The 243-nt window shown below is 73.3% G+C and carries 1 pseudogene; it reads right to left on the bottom strand.

What is annotated here, in order from left to right:
* Positions 1-243 (bottom strand): annotated as a pseudogene (locus KVS71_RS18335) (nucleoside phosphorylase); the annotation flags it as partial.

The following is a 243-nucleotide window of genomic DNA, read 5'->3' as shown; positions in this document are numbered from 1 at the left end:
CCGCACCGGGCGATGGCCCCGGGGAAGTCGGCCAGTGCGCCGACCTCCGCCTGATCGGAGACGGCGCGGAACGCGCGGACCGGCACGCCGAACTGCCCCGCCCCCCAGATGTAGGCGTAGGTCTCCATGTCCACCAGCGCCGCACCCATCGGCCGGATCACGGCGGTGACCTCGGCGGCGTTCACGAAGTGGTCACCCGTGGCGATCACGACGCCCTCGCGGCCTGTGGTCACCTGCGGCGGA

The sequence above is a fragment of the Microbacterium sp. GbtcB4 genome, from assembly GCF_019091465.1.
Lineage (GTDB): Bacteria > Actinomycetota > Actinomycetes > Actinomycetales > Microbacteriaceae > Microbacterium > Microbacterium paraoxydans.
This window is presented reverse-complemented; position numbering and strand designations above follow the sequence as displayed.